Origin of the sequence: Allokutzneria oryzae (genome assembly GCF_042429765.1) — a bacterium.
GTDB lineage: Bacteria > Actinomycetota > Actinomycetes > Mycobacteriales > Pseudonocardiaceae > Allokutzneria > Allokutzneria oryzae.
This window is the reverse complement of record NZ_JBHLZU010000032.1, coordinates 162601-178607: the sequence shown is the minus strand read 5'-3', so window position 1 is coordinate 178607 and position 16007 is coordinate 162601. Positions and strand designations below refer to the sequence as shown.

11 protein-coding genes are annotated in these 16007 nt (G+C 72.4%); 1 reads left to right on the top strand and 10 read right to left on the bottom strand.

Features of this window, described 5'->3' with window-relative positions; all coding sequences use genetic code 11:
- Positions 1-130: 130 nt before the first annotated feature.
- Positions 131-2500 (top strand): right-handed parallel beta-helix repeat-containing protein, encoded by a 2370-nt coding sequence (locus ACFFQA_RS34380; RefSeq protein ID WP_377861391.1) that lies wholly within the window; start codon positions 131-133, stop codon positions 2498-2500.
- Here ACFFQA_RS34380 and ACFFQA_RS34375 read toward each other — a convergent pair.
- The 10 genes from ACFFQA_RS34375 to ACFFQA_RS34330 form a co-directional block, all read right to left on the bottom strand.
- Positions 2490-4502, bottom strand: coding sequence for a hypothetical protein (locus tag ACFFQA_RS34375; RefSeq protein ID WP_377861389.1), 2013 nt, complete (start codon positions 4500-4502; stop codon positions 2490-2492). The two genes, ACFFQA_RS34380 and ACFFQA_RS34375, sit on opposite strands and share 11 nt — an antisense overlap.
- Positions 4499-5920: a type VII secretion protein EccB gene (gene eccB, locus ACFFQA_RS34370; protein ID WP_377861386.1), complete on the bottom strand. Its 1422-nt coding sequence runs from the start codon at positions 5918-5920 to the stop codon at positions 4499-4501. Before eccB ends, ACFFQA_RS34375 begins: the two co-directional genes overlap by 4 nt.
- Positions 5921-5929: 9 nt before the next feature.
- Entirely contained in the window at positions 5930-7291 is a 1362-nt protein-coding gene (gene eccD, locus ACFFQA_RS34365; protein ID WP_377861383.1) for a type VII secretion integral membrane protein EccD, read from the bottom strand.
- Positions 7288-11229, bottom strand: coding sequence for a type VII secretion protein EccCa (gene eccCa, locus ACFFQA_RS34360; RefSeq protein WP_377861381.1), 3942 nt, complete (start codon positions 11227-11229; stop codon positions 7288-7290). The genes eccD and eccCa overlap by 4 nt, the downstream gene beginning before the upstream one ends.
- Positions 11226-12380, bottom strand: coding sequence for a type VII secretion-associated serine protease mycosin (gene mycP / locus ACFFQA_RS34355; protein ID WP_377861378.1), 1155 nt, complete (start codon positions 12378-12380; stop codon positions 11226-11228). The genes eccCa and mycP overlap by 4 nt, the downstream gene beginning before the upstream one ends.
- 87 nt (positions 12381-12467) lie before the next feature.
- Complete coding sequence (locus ACFFQA_RS34350) at positions 12468-13994, bottom strand: hypothetical protein (RefSeq protein WP_377861376.1); 1527 nt, start codon at positions 13992-13994, stop codon at positions 12468-12470.
- Positions 13995-14031: 37 nt separating this feature from the next.
- A complete protein-coding gene (locus ACFFQA_RS34345) occupies positions 14032-14583 on the bottom strand; it encodes a hypothetical protein (protein ID WP_377861373.1) in 552 nt (183 codons plus the stop codon).
- Between the two features lies 1 nt (position 14584).
- Complete coding sequence (locus ACFFQA_RS34340) at positions 14585-14890, bottom strand: WXG100 family type VII secretion target (RefSeq protein WP_377861371.1); 306 nt, start codon at positions 14888-14890, stop codon at positions 14585-14587.
- A 31-nt stretch (positions 14891-14921) separates the two neighbouring features.
- On the bottom strand, positions 14922-15236 hold the full coding sequence (locus ACFFQA_RS34335; RefSeq protein ID WP_377861369.1) for a WXG100 family type VII secretion target: 315 nt from the start codon (positions 15234-15236) through the stop codon (positions 14922-14924).
- Positions 15237-15287: 51 nt separating this feature from the next.
- A complete protein-coding gene (locus tag ACFFQA_RS34330; protein ID WP_377861366.1) occupies positions 15288-15881 on the bottom strand; it encodes a helix-turn-helix transcriptional regulator in 594 nt (197 codons plus the stop codon).
- Positions 15882-16007 lie beyond the last annotated feature (126 nt).

Sequence of the window (16007 nt, the reverse complement as noted above, 5' to 3'; positions counted from 1 at the left end):
GACCACGCAGAACACTTTCGAGTGATCCGAAACTTGACGACAACGGTCGTCGTCCAGATCGATCCTTCCTCCCCGGCAGGCAAGGCTCAGTGGCCGAAAGTCAGGACTTCGCCGTCGAAGGTCCAGAGTCATGCGAGACGCAGATGAGCTGCGGCAGACCGGTCGTATCGTCCGGGGCATGACGCCGCCCCTGTTCGCGGTCTCGCGCGACCAGCAGACCGGCTACCGCACGATCGGCGACGCGGTGGCCGCCGCGCCCGAGGGCGCGCTGATCACGGTGTGGCCGGGCCGGTACGAGGAGAACCTGGTGCTGTCCCGGACGGTCACCATCCGCGCCCACGGCGGTCCGGGCACGGTCACGCTCGGCTCGTGGCAGGGCAGCGCCGTGGTCTCCGGGGCGGCTGGGGCCAAGCTCGACGGGCTGACCATCCACGGCGGAGACGGGGACCTGCCCGCCGTGGACGTCCACAATGGACAGCTCACCCTCGACGGGTGCGAGATCACCACGCGGGGCTGGACCGCCGTGCTGGCGCGGGAAAGCGGTTCGGTGGCCATGCGGGAGTGCCGGGTGACCAACCCCGGCGGCGCGGGGGTGATGAGCACCTCCAGCAGCCCCGGCGTGGTCGAGGACTGCGTCATCGAGGAGCTGAAGACCTCGGCCATCGTCCTGGCCGAGCGCGGCAACCTGGTGGTCCGGCGGAGCGTGCTGCGCAACGGCGACGGCAACGGCGTCTACGCCACCGGGCACGCCGTGGGGCGGGTGGAGGACTGCGAGATCTACGCCGTGGGCAAACCGGCGGTCGCCCTCGCCGACGACAGCGGCCCGTCACTGCTGCGGGTCCGGGTGCGCGACTGCGCCGACGCCGGTTTCCACCTGACCACCAGGACGAGGACCACCGTGCGGGACTGCTCGGTCACCGGCGTCGCGGGCACGGGCATGGTGGTCGGTGACGGCGCCGACCCGCTGGTCACCTCGTTGCGGGTCACCCGCGCCGAAGCCGGTGGGATCCGCGTCGGCGGCCGTTCGCGCGGTGTCTTCGAGAACTGCGAGATCACCGACTGCGGCGGAGCGGGTGTCGCGGTCGGCGGCGCGAGCAGGCCGGACTTCCGGCACACCACCGTCCGCGACGGCCACGGCGTGGTGCTGGCCGAGGGGTCAACGGCGGAGTTCGACCGTCTCGACGTGCTCGATGTGCGGGGTCCGGCCGTGGAGGTCCATTCCGAGGCCCGCCCGGTGTTGCGCAAGCTGCTGGTCAGCGGGTGTGGTGGTGACGCCGTTCGAGTCGGCGGGCGCGCACAGGGCCGCTTCGACCAGGTGGAGATCGTCGACGCCGGCGGGGCTGGAGTCCGGGTCGATGAAGGAGCAGCACCGACCTTCGGCGAGGTGCGAACCACGCGCACCGCCGGCCCCGGCGTCCACGTCGCCGACGGGAGCGTGGCGCTGCGGGACAGCGTGCTCGCCGAAACCGAGGAGCCCGGCGCGGTGGTCGAACCGAACGGTGAGCTCGCGCTGGTCCGGGTGGAGGTCAAGGACTGCGGTGGCGCGGGCGTGCGGGTTGACGAAGGTGGGCGGCTGCGGCTGGAGCACTGCCGGGTCAACGGCGAACCGGTAACCGGAGACCGTGTGTCCCACCAGGTTCCGGTCCGCGCGGCCGAGGTTCGCGCACCGGCGCAGAAGACGGTCGAAGCCACCGAGGACGCTCTCGTCGAGCTGCACGGGCTGACCGGGCTCGCCGGGGTCAAGCAGGACGTGACCGCGCTGGTGAACCTCAACAAGATGGCCCGGCGGCGCACGGAACTGGGGCTGCCCGCGCCGCCGATGAGCAGGCACCTGGTGTTCGCGGGTTCGCCCGGCACCGGCAAGACCACCGTGGCCCGTCTCTACGGCAGCGTCCTGGCCGAGCTGGGTGTGCTGCGGCAGGGGCATCTCGTCGAGGTTGCCCGGGCCGACCTGGTGGCCCAGTACGTCGGCGCCACAGCGATCAAGACGACCGAGGCGGTGACCAAGGCGCTGGGTGGGGTGCTGTTCATCGACGAGGCGTACACGCTGTCGGCGAGCACGGCGGGCAGCGGCCCGGACTTCGGCCAGGAGGCCATCGACACCCTGGTGAAGCTGATGGAGGACCACCGCGACGACCTGGTGGTCATCGCCGCAGGGTATTCCGAGCAGATGTCGGGCTTCCTCTCGTCCAACCCGGGCCTGGCGTCCCGGTTCACCCGCACGATCACCTTCGCCGACTACACCTCCGCCGAGCTGGTCACGATCGTCGGCCAGATCGCGGACAAGCACGGCTACCTGCTCGCCGACGACACCAGGGCGGCCCTCACCGGCTACTTCGACGCCTTGCCCAGGGGCGCGGACTTCGGCAACGGGCGCACCGCGCGCAAGACCTTCGAGGCGATGATCGACCGGCAGGCCACCCGCCTGGCGGACCTGGCCGAGGTGTCGGTGGCCGAGCTGACCGACCTGCGTCCCGAGGACCTGGACGTCACGGGCTGACCGGGAACGCCCTCGCGAAGCTCGCCGGGTTCGCCAGCGCCGCCCGGTCCTCGGCCGCGTCCCTGCGGCCGACCTCCGCCCGCAGCCCTTCGAGCGCGTTTCGGTCTTGTTCTTCCTGTGCCGCAACGGTTTCCGTGGCGACCAGCTCCCGCAGCAGCACCCGGCGCGGATGGCCGTCGGCGGGTTCGACCACGTCCAGGACCCGGAACCTGCTCCCGGGGGCGAACACCACCCGGTGACGTTCCGCCCCGGGGTCGGTCCACAGGTCGCCTGCCCGGCGTCCGGTCACCGACCACAGCACGACCTCCTCCGCGCCGGGCAGCTCGACCGCCGGGGTGGCCACCGCGTTGACGAACCCCGGTTCGGCGCACTCCGCACCGACGCGCCGCGGACTGCCGTCGGCGAGGCCGCCGCACCACACCGGCCCCCGGAACCGGGGCAGCCTCCGCAGACCGGAGACGACACAGGCCGCATACGGGTGCAGCTTGTCCAGATCGCCCGCCCGCAACGCGTCGTCGAGCGGCTGCTCCTTGGCGGAGGCGAAGACCTGAACGGCGACGAGATCGGCCACCACGGCGTCTGCGTGACCGCCACCCGCACCGCGCAGCCCCGGCCTCTCCGCCAGCAGGCGCTGCACCGCGTTCGCGTAGTGGTCGTAGCGTGCACCGAGCGAACGGCGCATCCACTCGCGCTCGGCCTGAGTGCTGCGGTGGTCCGGTTCGATCCGCACCACCACCGGCTCCGGTGCGGGGGGCAACGGAACGGCTTCAGCGGCGGTCACCGCAACGGCGGGCAGCACGATCGTCGGGCAGTCGTCGCGCCTGACCGGCGAGTGCCGCGCTGCGCCGTCGGAGTCGGTGAACACCAACCGCACACCGGCCCGGGTCAGCGGGTCCAACCGGGAGACAAGCGCGATAGCGGCGTCTTCCAGCCCAGGTGCGACGGTCACCCTCGCCCACTGCCGATCCAACGGAAGCGCACGAACCTTTTGCGGGGCACCGGGTTGGGAGTCCTCACGCACCCACAGCCCGGACTCGACGACCTCGGCGACGACTCCGTCCGCGAACGCGAACACGCCCGGCTGTCGTTCGACGAGCCCGGCAGCAGGTGACCGATAGCGCACCACCTTCGGCTCACCTCCGCCGGGAAAGTGCCGCAGGACGGTGGCGAACGGCCGCCACGCCGGGCGACCGTCACGATCCACGGCGACGACGTCCACACCGCCACGGGAGGCGACCGGCAGGCCGGTCCAGCTCGTCACCGCGGCCCCGAGCCGATCGGCCAGGTCCTGCCCCGGCCCGTCGTCTCCCAGTCCCGCCAACCGCACGGCCGGACGGAGCGCCGCGGGGATCGCGGTGAGCAGCGCCCGGACGTCCTCGGCCCACACCGGCGGACGACCAGGGTCGCCGACCACGACAGTGAGCACGTCGGGCAGGCAAGGCAACGCGAAGACCTGCCCGGTCAGCCCACCCGGCGGTTGCGGCCGCAGCCACAGCCCGGCGGGGATCTGCTCGACGAACGCCTGCCCCAGTGACGGCCGCACAGGGCCGATCTCCCACCGCGGTACCGGAAACCGGCTGCCGAGGGGCAGCGGCGGGGCTCCGGGGCGCAGGCGCAGCCACCGGCCGCCCGCCACGAACACCGAGCCACCCGGCACCGTCACCACCCGGCCCTCCGGGGCGAGGACCTCGGTGCCCAGCCGGTCGGCGAGCCAGCGAGCCGGTGGGTTCGCGCCCCCCGCAGCGCCCGGCAGCACCAGGCGCACCGGGCCCCGGCCCGCGAGCACCCCGGCGAGCGCCTCCCAGAACAGGCCGTCGCCCACCCTCGGCGGCTCCACCACGACCACGAGCCGTTCCGGATCAGCGGGAAGGGCGGCGGCGAGCGCGAGCGTCGGACGGCTCGGGCCGCCGCCGGGGTGCACGACCAGCGCCGCTCCGACGGCAGAGGCGCCGAGACCGGGAGCCTCAGGGGCCTGGGAACGACGGCGCCACAGGGTCTTCATCGCGGCCCCCATTCCTTGCGCGCGGCGACCGGATCGAGCACCGGGCCGGTCGGCAGGAACGCCAGGACGGTGGTCGGAACGGGCAGCGGGGCCACCCCGCTGTAGCCGAGCTCGTTCACGACCTCGTTGCTGGGCAACGGGAACAGAACTCCGAGATCGGTGATCAGGTAGGTCGAGCCGGTGGCCGTGCCGGGGCCGGACTGCGCGGAGACCAGCGCGCCGCCGCCGGGCGGGACGAGCACCCGGTCGGCCGTCCTGCCGTCGCCGCCCGCGCGCACTCCGGCGGTGGCGACGGCCTCGCGGTCCACGGTGACCAACCGGCCGTGCTGCCCGCGTTCGGTGAACGTCATGGCGAGGCAGAGCGTGCGCCCGCCGGTGAGCTGATCATCCATTGAGGACGGTGGGATGGCGGGAAGCCGGCCCTCCGTGGCCTTCGCCGCCGACCACTGCGCCTTGTCGAGCTGGCCCGCGGTCATCGGCAACGGCCGGGCCGCTGCGCCCGGGTACGCGGCGGCGGTCTCGGCCCTGGCGAGCAGCAGCGCCGCCTCGGTCTGGGAGATCCCCGCGAGTCCGTCCGCGCGCATCAGGTAGAAGTCCTTCCGGTCGCCGGTGAGCCGCACCTCGAACACCTGGCCGACCCTCGTCTGCTGGCCGCCGACGGCGAGGCCCGGCGAGCCGGTGCCCTCCGGCATCGTGGCCACCAGGTCGGGTCCCGCCCGCAACGAGTTCAGCCAGGAGGGATCGACGACGAGCGGCTGCGCGCTGCTGAAACCCAGGGCCACCAAGGCAGCGCGGTCGGTCACCCGCAGCCGCTCGTCCCGCCACACCAGGTAGTTCGCGCCGTCCGTGCTGCGGACCAGGACCGCGTTGTCGTGCGGCACGGGCGTGCTCGCGGGCCCACCGGCCACTGTCAGCAGCGTTCCGGGTTTGGTGCTGCCGTTGGGTTGTTCCTCCTCGGTGGCGCACACCAGCCACGGATCGGCGGACAGGTTCGCCGGGGTGGGTATCGCGTCAGGTGCACCCGGGATCCCCACAGGTCTGCCGTGTTGCGTGCCCGCCAGGGAGTTGCGCGACACGCTCGTCATCGGCCGGCCCGCACCCGTGACGGCGAGCTTGGCGGAGGCGTAGTTCAGCGTCGGGCGCAACGTGCCGTCGAGGTAAAGGTACCTGGTGCCCGTCTCCTGCTCGACGATGATCGTCCCCGGTTGCTGCCACGCGGTGCTGCCACCCGGCGCCACAAGGCCGTAGAGCCCGAAGCCCACGCTGAGCAGGAGCGCGACGACGACCCCGATCACCGTGCCGGACCCGGCTCGGCGCAGCGGCGACTCCTGGAGGTCCGGCTCACCTCTGACCAGCGCGGCGACCATCCTGCCGACCAGGAACTGGTGCGCGTGCAGCTGATCGCGCTTGTTCTGCATCCCGCTCCCCTATCCGGCCAGCGAACGCACGAGCGCGAACACGTTCAGCACGGTGAGCGCGAGCGGCACGACGGCGATGGTCAGCACGGTCTCGGACAGGTCGGCGGCGCGACCCCAGATCGGCAGCAGCCGCCGCCCCGGCAGCCGCCGGGCTCCCGCCACGAACAGACCGGCGACCACGACGGCACCGACCAGCAACACGACTCGCCACACCAGGCCCGAGACGGCGACCAACGCGACCAGCAGCAGCGCGAGACCGAGCACGCCGGGAAGCACCGCGGCGAGCCGCTGCCACGCGCTGACGAGCACCCGCGACCGCAACAACAGCGCGGCACACAACACTGCGACGAGGCATCTCGGCGCCCAGGCCGGTTCTGTCACCAGCACGGCAAAACTCGCGGTGCACACCGCTCCCGCCGCGACGAACAGGGCCGAGACGTACCGGTCGGCCAGCGCGGCGCCGTCGAGCACTGCCCGCTCTCCGACCGGCTCGATGTCCTCGTCCAGGTCCTGTGCGCTGGTGGGCAGTTGCGGCAGCCGCAGCCGCACCATGCGTGCGGCGAGGTTCGGGGTCCTGATGCTCACGGCGAAGGCGACCGTGGCCACGGCTGCCGCGGCCTGTGCGCCGGACAATCCCGGCCACACCAGGAGAAGCCCGGCGAGCGCGGCACATCCCGTCGCGGTGGTCGCTCCGAGGAAGACCGGGACGGCGGTGCCGACACCGACCCACGCCAGCGCGGCGGCCAGGGTCGCGGCCGAACCCGCGAGCAGCACGGTGGGGCCGATGTGACCGGAGCCGAACACCAACGCTGCGGCCAGAGCGGCGAAAGGCAGTGCGGCGACGCCCAGCACGACGCCGGTCCTGCCGTCGCCGAGCGCCCGTGAGCACACGGTGCCTCCGACGACGAGGAGCAGCGCGACAACGCCCGCGAGCACCGCGCGCAACGCCGACGGCCCAGGAACCAGCAGACCGGCCAGAGCTGCGAGCAGGGCGATCCCGGCGAGGCCGAGGAACAACACGCGGGTCATGCCGGGCAGCCACTGGTCGGGACGATCCCTGATCGCGGCGCCGACCCCGTCCACAACGTCGTCGAAGTCCATCGCGGGCATGGCCAGCTCGCTCGGGCGCAGGTGCACGACGTCGCCGTCGCGCAGCCCGAGCCCGGCGGGGGTGTCGTTCTCGTCCAGCGGTGGCTCCCCCAGGCGCTGCAACACCCAGGGGCCGCGGTGGGCCAGTTCGGGGTCGGCGTGCCGGACGAGCGTCGGCAGCAGCAGCGCGACGGGGACGCCTACCGGCACCGCGAGATCCGCGCTGCCGTTGGGCGTGGCGACCGTGAGCCGGCACAGGTCGCCTGCGGCAACGGTGTTCATCGATCCTCACCATCCACAGTGGACAATTCGGGGGCGAGTGCGGTGTGCACGAGCTGGCTGCCTCTGCGCGTGACGAGCTGGGCGCGACCTGGTGGCAGCTGACGGGGCTGGGCGTCGCCGAGGAACTTGCCCTCGTCCTTGGCGCAGGACAGCAGCAGGCCCGGTGTTCCCAACTCCCACAGGCGGTTGAGGACCGGGTCCATCATCGCGCGCATGCCGCCGTTGCTGGAGCGGGCGAGGACGACGTGCAGCCCGATGTCGGTTCCGTGCGCGAGCAGGTCCAGCAACGGTTCCAGCGGTCCGCCGTGGCCACCGCCCGCCAGGTCGTAGTCGTCGATGAGCAGGTACAGCTGCGGCCCCTGCCACCAGTCCCGGCGGCGCAGCCGTTCCGGAGTGATCTCCGGGCCGGGCATCCGCTTGCGCAGTGACACCGCCGCATTGCCCGCGAGGTCGGCGAGGGCGTCGGAGGTGACGGCGTACCCGACGCGGTAGTCCTCGGGCACCGCGTCGTGCAGCTGGCGCCGGAAGTCCGCGACCACCAGCCGCGCGCCCGCCGGGCTGTAGCGGCGGGTGACCGCGTGAGCGACGAGCTTGAGCAGGTTGGTCTTCCCGCTCTCGGTGTCGCCGAGGACCATCAGGTGCGGCGTGTGCGCGAAGTCGTGCGCCACGGGCTGGAGCCGGTGCTCGTCCACACCGAGCGCCACCCGGAGATCGCCGTCGGGCTCGGGCAGCTCGGTGACGTGCAGGGTGGACGGAAGCAGGCGTACCGGCGGCGCCGACCGGCCCTGCCAGTACCCGGCGATCTCCGCGACGAGCGCCTTGCTGGCCTCGGCCAGGCCGTCCGTGGTGGCGCAGCCGTCGATCCTGGGCAGCGCCGCGAGGAAGTGCTGGCCCTCCGAGGTGAGGCCGCGCCCGGCAACGGCGGGCACTCCGGCCGCCGCCCGGCTGCCGACCTCGGACTCAAGCGGGTCGCCCAGCCGCAGCTCGAACCGGGTGCCGAGGAGGTCGCGCAACCACGGGCGGATCTCCGACCACCTGGTCGCCGCGACCACCACGTGGACCCCGTAGCCGAGGCCGCGCGATGCCAGCTCGGAGACACCGGCCTCCAGGTCCTCGAAGTCCTGGCGCAGGGTGAACCAGCCGTCGATCACCAGGAACACGTCACCGTGGGGGTCGTCGACCTCGCCCCGCGCGCGCATCAGCCGGTAGTCGGCCATCGACTCCACCCCGAGCTGGGCGAAGCGTTGTTCCCGTTGTTCCAGCAACACCAGCATCTCGGCGACCGTGCGGCGCACGCGGTCCCGGTCCAGCCTGGCGGCCACCGACCCGACGTGCGGCAGGCCCGAGAGCCCGCCGAGCGCTCCGCCGCCGAAGTCCAGGCAGTAGAACTGCGCCTCCTCGGCGGTGTGCGTCAACGCCAGCGACAGCACGAGCGTGCGCAACAGGGTCGACTTCCCGGCGCGCGGCGCGCCGACGACACCGACATGTCCTTGTGCACCGGCGAGATCGGCGGTCAGCAGGTCGCGGCGTTGCTCGAACGGTCGGTCCACCAACGCCACCGGGGCCTGCAACCGCCCGCAGGCTGGCCAGTCCGGCGCGGTCAGGCCACGCGCGCCGTGCGGGCTCAGGCCGGGCAACAGCTCGTCGAGCCCCGGCGGCGCCGACAACGGCGGCAGCCACACCTGCCGGGCCGCCGGGCCCTGGCCGCGCAGGCGGGAGATCAGCGTCTCCAGCACGCTGCCCGGCTTCCCGCTCTGCTCGCGCGCCGTCTCAGTGGTGCCCGGTCCGACGGTGGGGACCAGCCTCGGCGCACGATAGCGGGTGTCGAACCGGATGACCTCCCGGGCGATCTTCGGGCCCGGGCGCGCGCTGCCGGCCGACTCGGGCAGCGGGCCGGAGACGTAGCCGGCCTTGAACCGCACCAAGGTCTGCGTGTCGATCTTCAGGAAACCGTTGCCGGGGGACGACGGCAGCTCGTAGGCGTCGGACACCCCGATCACGCTGCGGGACTCCATCGAGGAGAACGTCCGCAACGCGATCCGGTAGGACAGGTGGCTCTCCAACTGGTGGATGCGACCTTCGTCGAGTCGTTGCGAGGCCAGGAGGAGGTGCACGCCGAGGGACCGGCCGAGCCTGCCGATCATCACGAACAGGTCCATGAACTCCGGCTTGCTCGCCAGCAGCTCGCTGAACTCGTCCACCACGATGAACAGCGTCGGCAGCGGTTCGAGCAGCGTGCCACCGGCCCGCGCCTTCTCGTACTCCACCAGTGAGCTGTACCCCTTGTCGCGCAACAACTCCTGACGTCGGATCAGCTCACCGTGCAGCGCGTCCTGCATCCGGTCGACCAGGGGAAGCTCGTCAGCCAGGTTGGTGATCACCGCGGAGGTGTGCGGCAGCGCCTCCATGCCCATGAACGTCGCGCCACCCTTGAAGTCGGTCAGCACGAGGTTCAGGGTCTCCGAGGAGTGCGTCGCGGCGAGCGCGATCACCAGGGTGCGCAGCAGCTCGCTCTTGCCGGAGCCGGTCGCGCCGATGACCATTCCGTGCGGCCCCATGCCGCCCTGGGCGGACTCCTTGATGTCCAGTTCCACCATGGAACCGTCCGCGCCGAGGCCGATCGGCACCCGGAGCTTCCCCCAGCGGGCGCGGGCCTGCCACAGCGAGCGCACGTCGTAGGACGCGGCATCCTGGATGCCCAGCAGGCGGGTCAGGTCGAAGTCGGCCTCCAGCGGTTCCGCGGCCTCCACCGCACCGGCCACCCGCAGCGGGCTGACCAGCCGCGCAAGCCGTTGCGCGGCAACAGGAGTCAGCGCATCCGGCGCCCCGAGCAGAGTCGTTCCCGCATCTCCGACCAGCTCCAGCCGCTCGGGTCCGACCACCACACGCAGACCGTGCCGGGCACCGGCCTCGATCACCACCGCGTTGCGGAAACCTCCGCGCAGGAACCGCGACTCCTGGGGAACGGCGACACCGTCGGCGATCAGCACCAGCAACGGTTCGGCCGCGCTCGGGCGCGCAGCGGCGTCGAACCCCGGCCGGTCCAGCAGCGCCGTGCCGAGCAGGCCGACGAGTCCTTCGCAGTCGTCGGCGACCAGCCGCACCGGCCCGGCGGCGTCCTCCGCGGTCGGATGGGCGTTGTGCGGCAACCACTTCACCCACTCCCAGTCCGGCAGGGAGTCCGGCGCGACGAGCACCGCGATCTTCAGGTCGTCCGGCGAGTGGAAGGTGACCAGCTGGGCCACCATCGCGCGCAGCACCGCACGGACCTCAGCGGTCGGGCCGGTCACGCCGATGCTGGGCAGGCCGGGCAGGTGCAGCACCACCGGCATTCCCGACGCGGTGGAGTATGCCCGGATGAAACGGCGCAACGCACTGGCGCACAACGGTTCCAGGTCCTCCACCGGCTTCGTCTGCGGTGGTACGAGCCGGACCTGGGAGCGCTGGTCGCCCAGGCCGATCCGGACCTCGCCGAAGTCGGTGTGGCCAGGGCGGCGCTCCCACAGCCGCGGTCCCATCGCGATCGCCCACAGACCGGTCGGATCCGGGTGGTCCCACGTCGCCGCGGCGCGCTGACGGCCCAGTGCCTGGCGAACCTGGCGGCGCATCTGCGTGAGGTAGCGGAGGTAGTCGCGGCGTTCGCCCTTCAGGCGCCGCTTGCGCTCCCCCGTCGCACGACCCATCTGACCGAAGAGCATGCCCACAGTGGACAGTGCCATCAGCCCGGAGGCGATGTAGGACATGGGTCCTGCCGAGGGGCTGGCGAACAGCAGCACGGTCGCGCCGGATCCGAGCCCCATCGGCAGGTACATCAGCACCGCCGACATGTCACCGGCGGCGACCTCCGGCAGCGCGGGCGGTTCTTGGAGTTCGAGCTCGCCCTGGGGCAAGGCCGGGCCGGGCTGGCGCGGCGGGCGGGTGATGATGCTCGTGCTCACCGACGGGTCTCCTCGGTTGTTCCTGGCCGCCATCCACGGCGGCGGCCCTGCGGAGCCAGTTGCCGCACACCGGCCAGTCCCGCCAGCGCGACCGCGACACCGGCCGCGGCGGCGAGCGCGATCCAGACAGCGGGCTCGACGGGTTTCGGTGGTGCGGGTGCGGCGATGGTGACGGGGCCGTTGCGGGGCTTGGTCTCGGGCAGCACGGCGGTGACGGCGGCGTAGGGGTTCACCACGCCCCACCCCACCTGTGGATCCGGCATGGTGCGGGGTGGGTGGTCGGCCGTGGCGATGAGGCGGTCCTTGACCTGGGCCGCGGTGAGCGTCGGGTGGTAGGCGCGGACGAGCGCGGCGGTGCCCGCGACGAACGGAGCCGCGTAGCTGGTGCCGGTGCCCGCGAGATGCCCAGGGCCGCGTGGACCGACGCTGAGCACGTCGACTCCCGGCGCGGCGAGCGAGATGTAGTCGCCGGTCTCGGAGAACTGGCCTCTCGCCCCGTCGACCCCGGTCGCGGCGACCGCCACCACCGCGGGGTAGGCGGCAGGGTAGGCCTTGGGATTGCCTTCCTGGGCCGCGTTCGCGGCGGCGGCGACGATGAGCACGTCCTTGGCGGTGGCGTAGTCGACCGCGGCGGCCAGCTCGGGCACGGTGTAGAAGGCCGCGGCGGAGACGTTGATGACCCGCGCTCCGGCATCCACGGCGGCGCGAATCCCCGCCGCCAGCCCGGAAGCGGAGCCGTCCTTGCCGTCACCGCTCTGCCGGATCGGCAGGATGGTCGCCTCCGGTGCCACGCCCGCGAACCCGATCCCGTTGACCTGCGCGGCGGCGATGATTCCCGCGACGAAGGTGCCGTGGCCGACGCAGTCGTCGTCGGCGCCACCACGACCGGATGTCACGTCCCGCCCGGGGAGCACCCGCCCGGCCAACTGCGGCACATCCCCGTCGACGCCCGTGTCCACCACGGCGACGGTGACTCCAGCTCCTTTGGTCAGCGGCCACACCCGCTCCGGCATCAGGCGGTGCTGCGCCCACGGCCGCCGCGCCTCGACAACGGTCGCGGGCGGGATGCAGCGCTCGCCGAGCCCACCGGGCTGCTCCACCGGCGGCACCACCGCCAGCGCGATCGCCGCCACCACCGCCAACCCCACCACTGCACACCACCCTTCCAGGAAGCCATTCGCGGGCTTATGGACCTCGTGTAGAGGGCGGAGAGGTCCATAAGCCCGCGAATGGCGGTATTAGTCGTCGCGGCCGATGACGCGGGGTGGGAGGGCGGGGGCGGCGCCCCAGACCTCTTCGTCCTCGACCAGCCACGTGGTGCGCTCGCGTTCCTGCTGGTTTCCGCCGCCCGCTCCGCCCATCGGCGGTGCCATCGGGTAGCCACCGGCGCCCGGTGCGGTCGAACCACCCGGTCCGGTTCCGCCGCGACCGCTCGTACTTCGGGGGCCCGTGCCCGTGGGGTGCGGGGCATCAGCGCCACCGGCGGCGCCCGCGGAGGGGCCCTTGCCCGCGCCGGCCCAGGGCTTGACCGAGCCCGAGCCGCCCACGCCACCGGCGCCGCCGCCGAAGCCACCGAGCCCGCCCGCGCCGCCGCCGGACCACGGCTTCACGCCACCGGCGCTGGGAAGAGAACCGCCAGGCAGCCGGAGCCCACCCGGGCCGGTGCCGCCCGCCCACGGCTTGACGCCACCGCCGGTGCCACCGGGGAACACCGGCGGCATGCCGGGCAAGGGCACCCCGCCGCTGAGCCCGGGCAGCGCACCGGGGCCACCACCGCCGGGGGACCACGGGGCGACCGAGGGCGGGGCGCCGAGCGTGGGCATCGCGCCGGGGGTGTGCAGACCGCCCGTCCCCTGCGCCCGAGCCGCGGCGTCGGCACCGGGGCCGGCGGGATCGGCGCTCAGCCCGAACGCTCCGGGATCCACCGTCGGTGGCAGCGAGGCGGGAGAGGCCGAGCCACCGCCACCGGGGCCGGAACCCGCCGGCGAGCCCGGTGCTCCCGCCCCGTCGATGCCGCCGAAGCCCGGCCCGGACGGTGAGCCCGGCGCTCCCGGCCCGGTGGGCGGGGCGCCCACGCGCAGTGCGTTCGGATCACCGCTGACCGGCTTGCCGCCCTTGAAGAACGTCGGCTCGGGCGGGGTGGGCTGCACCGTGCTGTAGGTGAGGTCGTAGTTGCCCGCCAGCCCCACGATGACGTCACGCATCTGCGCGGTCATCATCTTGACGATCTCGGGTTTCTCCGAGATGTGCACCAGGTCGCCGCCGCGGTCGGCGTGGTTGTGCACGCTCGCGCCGGCCTTCTTGGCCTCGTTGGCGTAGTGCGAGTCGATGGCTTCGATGCGCCAGATCGCGTCGGCCAGCTTGTTGCCGGCGGCGTGCAGCCCCTGCGGGATCGGGTAGGCCCCGGAGGGGTTGTCGGCGATCTGGTCGATGTGGCTGCGCACCTCCTTGCCGAAGTAGTCCATGCCGGTCATGAAGCTGTCGGCGGCGGGCCCCTTCCACGGGCCGTCCGGGCCCGCGACGGCCTTGCTGTGCTCGTCGATCGTGCGCCGGACCTTCTCCAGCACCCGTTGGGTGAACAGGAAGATCCTGGCGGCCTCGCGCAAGGACTCCGGCTTGCTCACGTCGTTGATCGAATCCACATGGGACTGGGTCATGTCCGAGCCGCCGGTGATGGCCGCCTTGATCTGCCGCCACGTCCAGCCGTCGTACCGATTGTCCGTCGGGATGTCGCTGCCGTAGCGCTGCGCGTTGTTACTAACCATGTTCGGCTCGTTCCATGCTGAGTCCGGGTGGTCGTGATCAGGTTCTCGGGGCCGCCGGACCGCTCCTGCCCAGCGCCGTGCCGACGTCCTTCATCAGGCGGGTCACCTCGTCCGCGCCGGCGGAGTTGACGCCCTCGGTCGTCTCGTACCGCTTGGCCAGCTCGTTCATCCGCGTGGACAGCGTCATCAGCCCGGACTTGAGCTTCTGCATCCGTCCCGAGTAGACGGACTTGAGCCCGTCCGCGGAGGTGTCGCTGACCTTCTGCACGATCCGGTCGGCGTGGTAGAAGTTCCCGGGCCGCACGTCCACCTTGCCCAGCTCCCGGATCGCCTCGTCGACGTCCTTGGACAAGGTGCCCATCACCTCGGCGAAGTACTTCACCGCCGCGGTGCTCACCGCCACGTCACCGGTGCCGCCGTGTTCCCTCCGCACCGGAGGGATGTCGAAGGCGGCCCTGTCCTCCAGCGGAGGCCACGACGGGGGCTTCTGGCCGTCGTCCCAGCGGGCCGCACCTGTCTTCGGATCCTTGGTTCCTGGCGAGCTCCAGCGCTTGCTGAGGTCCTCCGCGTACTTGTCACCGACACCCATGTCAGCGTCCGACGCCAGTGCCACCGAACATCTCGGTGCCCGCCTTCTCCGCGCCGGTGTAACCGGCCATGATGTCGCCGAGCGCGGTGCGCGCCTGCGCGAGCAGCACCGGCATCTGCCGCGCCGAGTGGTCCCACTTCGCCTTGCAGTCGCGGTAGGCCAGCTGCGCGTCGCTGTTCCACTGCGCGAGGTTGTGCTGGGCGTCCTGCTCCAGCTTGGCGAGCATCGACTTGATCTGGCTGTCGATGGCCGCCATCTCGCTGAGCACGCCCTGCACGCGGCCGAAGGTGACTGTGTACTCCGCCATGGTGTTCTCTCCTGTGTCGCTCGAAGGGTGATCAGATGGGCAGACCGCGCATGGCGCTGCTCGCGGCGTCGGTCGCGGCGGCCTCGGTCTTGGCGTAGGTGGCCTTGCTGCCCTCAAGCGCGCCGAGGATGCGTTCGAGCTGGCGCAGGATGTTGGCGTACTCGGCGGACCAGGCGTTGAGCGACCGGTTGAAGCGGGTCGCGGCCTCACCGGTCCACGCCACACCGAGGGTGGAGATCTGGGTCTGCATCCCGCTCTGGGTGCGCCGCGAAGTGGCCAGCGCCGCCCGGAAGTCCTCGGCGGCCCGCTGCATTCCCGGGGTTGTGACGGAAAGCGGCTGGTTCATCGTCTTCTCTCTTTCGAGCTTTTCCTTGGCACGCCCGGAAAAGGCGTGCGGTTAGATGATTCCCGCGCGAATGGCGTGCGCGACCACGTGCACGCGGTTGCGGAGACCGAACTTCCGCATCAGCCCGTGCACGACGGATTTGACCGTTCCCTCGGAGAAGCACATCCGCTCGGCGATCTCCCCGGTGTCAAGGCCCTCGGCGGTCAGCCGCAGCACCTCCGCCTCGCGGACGGTGACCCCGGCGGCGGTCAGGCCGATCGGGCCCAGCACCTCCCGTTGCAGGCGGGCGAGCTGGGTCAGCAGCTCGCCGAGCAGCTCCGGCGGCAGGTCCGCACCGCCCCGGTGGGCGGTGAGCACCGCGTGCACCAGCCGCTCCGCGGTCGCCTCGGCGCGCGGCACCACCGCCCGCAGGCCGAACTCGACCGCGTCGAGAACCTGCGCGTCGGTGACCCGGTTCGCCACCAGCACGACCCGCGGCCTGCCGAGCTCCCGCAGCAGTGCGACGGTGCCGGAGTCCACGGTGTCCACAACCAGCAGCGCGACGTCGGAGTCCGCGGTGACCACGTCGACGGCGGGCCACTGGCCGAGCTGGCCCGCCACCCCGGCGAGGCTGATCGGGTCACCGGCCCGCACCAGGACCCGCACGGCGGCGACGGAACCGACATCCCGGCACGACCGGGCGTCTGCCGGAGCGGGCCGTGGAGTCGATTCCTGAATCACTGCTCACCTGCCATTCGATACCGCCATTCGACGACACCGAGCATGGGCGGC

Excerpts from the sequence above, each read along its gene's own strand:
- ACFFQA_RS34335 (WP_377861369.1), bottom strand. The coding sequence starts at position 15,236 with ATGAACCAGCCGCTTTCCGTCACAACCCCGGGAATGCAGCGGGCCGCC.
- ACFFQA_RS34345 (WP_377861373.1), bottom strand. The coding sequence starts at position 14,583 with ATGGGTGTCGGTGACAAGTACGCGGAGGACCTCAGCAAGCGCTGGAGC.
- ACFFQA_RS34340 (WP_377861371.1), bottom strand. The coding sequence starts at position 14,890 with ATGGCGGAGTACACAGTCACCTTCGGCCGCGTGCAGGGCGTGCTCAGC.
- ACFFQA_RS34380 (WP_377861391.1), top strand. The coding sequence starts at position 131 with ATGCGAGACGCAGATGAGCTGCGGCAGACCGGTCGTATCGTCCGGGGC.
- eccD (WP_377861383.1), bottom strand. The coding sequence starts at position 7,291 with ATGAACACCGTTGCCGCAGGCGACCTGTGCCGGCTCACGGTCGCCACG.
- eccB (WP_377861386.1), bottom strand. The coding sequence starts at position 5,920 with ATGCAGAACAAGCGCGATCAGCTGCACGCGCACCAGTTCCTGGTCGGC.
- ACFFQA_RS34350 (WP_377861376.1), bottom strand. The coding sequence starts at position 13,994 with ATGGTTAGTAACAACGCGCAGCGCTACGGCAGCGACATCCCGACGGAC.
- ACFFQA_RS34375 (WP_377861389.1), bottom strand. The coding sequence starts at position 4,502 with ATGAAGACCCTGTGGCGCCGTCGTTCCCAGGCCCCTGAGGCTCCCGGT.